Here is a 3,438-nt window from a genome sequence, read left to right as displayed (position 1 = left end):
CGTCTCGCGCCGGGGCGCGAGCCGCACGTGCAGGGACGCCTGCTCGAGGATCTCGAGGTACCGCCGTCCCTGCGGCGCGGGCGACCACTGCAGCAGGGCGGCGCGGCGCGCCCGGGCACCGACCAGGGTCCGGTGGTGCTCGTCGGTCACGAGCCGCTCGAGCGCGTCGACCCACTCGTCGTGGGTCTGCGCGAGGTGCCCCGTCACGCCGTCCTCGATCGACTCGCGGAACGGCTGCGTGGGCGAGGCGACCGTCGGCGTCGCGGTCAGCGCCGCCTCGAGCCACTTGATCGCGGACTTGGCCTCGTTGAACACCGACCCCAGGACGAGCGGGGCGAGGTTGACGTCGACGTCGCGCAGCCGCCCGGGCAGCTCGGTCCACGGCAGCATCGGGAGGCGGTGCACGCGGTCGGCGACGGGCTCGAGCGCCGGACCGGTCGTCAGCAGGCCGCCGAGCCACAGCTGCACGTCGGGGTGCCGCCGCATGACCTCGACGACGGCCGGCTCGACCAGCGCCCAGTCGGCGTCGTGCGTCGTGGTGCCCGAGAAGTAGCCGATGCGCAGCGGCCCGGGTCGCCGGTCACGGGCGAGCGCGGCCTCGCTGATCCGGCCGAGCGCCGAGCCGACGCCGTTGGCGAAGCGGTGCGCGGGCATGCCGGTCAGCCGGCCCACCTCGTCGCACAGCGCCTGCGTGCTGCCGATGTAGGCGTCGCACGCCTCGAGCGTCGTCCGGTAGCGCGCGACCCCGTTCCACCAGAGGGCGAGCTCGTCCTCGCTCATGCCGCCGAGCCCGTGGACCTGACCGCGCAGCTCGGGGTCCACGATGAGGTCGTCGACGTCGAACAGCACCGGCACGGGGCGGTCCCGCTCACGGACCTGCCGGACCAGGGCGAGGACGTCGTCCGTGGCCGGGACGCGGTAGACCACGACGGCGTCCGCGACGGCGGCGAGCGCGGGCAGCTCGGGGTCGCGGTAGTGCCGGACCTCGGCCGTGACGCCGAGCTCCCGCAGCGACTCCGCGGGCAGCTGCGCGCGGTAGCGCAGCGGCGCGCCCTGGATGCCGACGACGAACAGCACGCGGCTGACGACCGGCACGGGCTCGACCGCCGCCGGGTCCTGCTCCGCGACGAGCTCGCGGTACAGCGCGTCGAGACCCTGGACCTGGTCGTCGAGCGCCCGCACGACGACGTCGGGGGCGTGCTCCTGCATCTGCGCGACCCGCTCGGGCGCCGAGACGAGGTCGCGCAGCGCCACGGCGAGCGCGTGCGGGTCCGCGGCGGGCACGATCAGGCCGTTCTCGCCGTCGCGCACCACCTCCTCGGGACCGAGGGTGTCGGTGCAGACGACCGCGAGGCCGGCGCCCAGCGCCTCGCGCGTGAGGATGGAGTGGGACTCGCGCATGACCGACGGCAGCACGAGCACGTCGTGCGCCGCGAGGACGCCCTGGAGGTCCGTCGGCTGGAACGCGGGCTGCGCACGGACACCGGTCAGGCCCCGCACGGCGTCGTCCGGCACGCCGTAGAGGTCGAGCGACCAGTCGCCCGGCGGCACCTCGCGGACCGCGTCGAGCAGGACGGGCAGCCCCTTCATGGGGTCGCTGCCGCCCGCGAACATGAGGCGGACGGCGCCCGACGTGGCGCGCTCCCCGGCCTGCGGCGCCCCGTCCGGGAGGCCGTTCTCGTCGACCCGGACCAGTCGGGCGTCGACGCCGTTGGCGATCATCACGTCGGCCGCGCTCCGCGACGGCGCGAGCACGAGGTCGGCGTCCGCCAGGCACTCGGCGAGGCGCGCGTTGCGCTCCTCGAGCCAGCCGTGGTCGACGGCGCACGGGCACCCGCCGCACGACACGACGAGCGAGCACGGCTGCATGTCCGGCGCCACGAGGAACTGCCGCGCGCACGTCCACCAGAAGTCGTGCATGGTGACGACGACCCGAGCGCCCGAGCGTCGCGCGACCCGGACCAGCCCGCCGCCCAGCGTCTGGAGCGCGTGCAGGTGCACGACGTCCGCGGGGTGCTCGTCGAGCCAGCGCGCGAACGCGGCCTCCGCGCCGGGGTTCATGCTGTTGAGCGGGTCGGACCACGCGGTGAACGGCGTGATCGCCACCCAGCGGACCGGCAGGCCCGTCTCCTCGACCTCGTCCCACGTCGACAACGGCTCCCGCGCGTCGTCCAGGTGCCCCGCGAACACGCGCACGTCGTGGCCTCGCGCGGCGAGCCCGCGAGCCAGCCGCTGCGGCACGAGCGTGCCACCGCTGGTGAGGTTCGGGGGGTAGTGAGCCGAGACGACTGCGATGCGCACCTGATCAAGTCTAGGCGGCTCGCAGCGGCCCTCGGGGCCGCCCACGCTGGGAGAACGGGACGCGCACGACGCGGCGTCGCATGCTCTACCCTGCTCGCATGCCGGTCGAGGAAGAAGCGGCAGCCTGGCTCACCGGGTTGCGCACGACAGACCGGACGCTGCACGCAGGGCTCGAGGGGGAGGCCGCGGCGCGTGAGGTGTCCGCACTGCAGGACAAGGTGGTGCGCCTCGAGGCGCAGATCGCCGGTCTCCGAGGGGCCGTCCGCGTGCGCGACGCGCTGCTCGCCGACCAGCGCGTCGCCATCAAGGAGCGGGACGGCTGGATCGACGACCTGCGCGCGGCGACGGTGCCGCCCACCTGGTCGTCGCGCGTCCGCCGGACGGTGAGGTCGGCGGCGGGCGTGCCCCGTCGTGCGGTGCGCTCCGCCCGAGCACGCCTTCGATGACCCCACCGCTCCTCACGCTGCTGCTCGCCGCAGGCGACGACCTCGAGGCGGCCGCACGCACGGTCGACGCCGCCCGGCTCGTCCGTCCGGCGGGCGCCCGCTGGGACCTGGTCGTCGTCACGGAGGCGCCGCTCGGCGCGGGCCGTCGGTGGGTCCACGAGGTCGTCGCCACCGGCTCGCGCACCGAGCAGCTCACGCGCGCGCTCGCGGTGGCGCACGGCACGTGGGTCGCCGTGCTGGGCCCTGACGACCGCCTCGAGCCGGGTGGCGTGGACGCCCTGCTCGCGCTGCTCGCGCTCCGGCCCGAGCTCGACGTCGCGTACACCGACGAGCAGTGGCCCGCTCCCGGCGCCGACGGCTCGGTGACGAAGCCCGGGTGGGTGCCCGAGTACGAGCGCGGGACGGACTACCTGGGTCGGCTCTGCGCGGTCCGGCGCGACCTGCTGCACCGTGTCGGCGGCTTCGTGCCCGAGTCCGACGGCGCGGCCGAGTGGGACGCGCACCTGCGCGTCGTCGAGCGCACCGACCGCATCGAGCACCTGTCGCTCGTCGGGCTCACGCGCAGCGCGCCGCCCGAGGTCACCGACGACGAGTGGGACGCCGGGCTGCGCGCGGTCTCCCGCCACTTCGCCCGCGCCGGCCAGGAGGTCACGGTCGAGCGCGGACCACGGCGCGGCAGCGCCCGCACGTG

General features: G+C 75.7%; 3 protein-coding genes. 2 read left to right on the top strand and 1 reads right to left on the bottom strand.

The genetic code is table 11. The features are described from left to right. A partial coding sequence (locus tag HGA02_RS13570; RefSeq protein ID WP_343035475.1) for a glycosyltransferase occupies positions 1–2,301 on the bottom strand: 2,301 nt, incomplete at its 3' end. A 98-nt stretch (positions 2,302–2,399) separates the two neighbouring features. Between HGA02_RS13570 and HGA02_RS13565 the strand changes: the two genes are divergently transcribed. Both HGA02_RS13565 and HGA02_RS13560 read left to right on the top strand, forming a co-directional pair. After that, a complete protein-coding gene (locus HGA02_RS13565; RefSeq protein ID WP_162352490.1) occupies positions 2,400–2,747 on the top strand; it encodes a hypothetical protein in 348 nt (115 codons plus the stop codon). Further along, a partial coding sequence (locus HGA02_RS13560; protein WP_210728560.1) for a glycosyltransferase family protein occupies positions 2,744–3,438 on the top strand: 695 nt, incomplete at its 3' end. The genes HGA02_RS13565 and HGA02_RS13560, both read left to right, overlap by 4 nt.

Origin of the sequence: Cellulomonas septica, from assembly GCF_012396155.1 — a bacterium.
Classification (GTDB): Bacteria; Actinomycetota; Actinomycetes; order Actinomycetales; family Cellulomonadaceae; genus Cellulomonas; species Cellulomonas septica.
This window is presented reverse-complemented; position numbering and strand designations above follow the sequence as displayed.

Coding starts and splice junctions, on each gene's coding strand:
- HGA02_RS13565 (WP_162352490.1), top strand. CDS start 2,400: ATGCCGGTCGAGGAAGAAGCGGCAGCCTGGCTCACCGGGTTGCGCACG.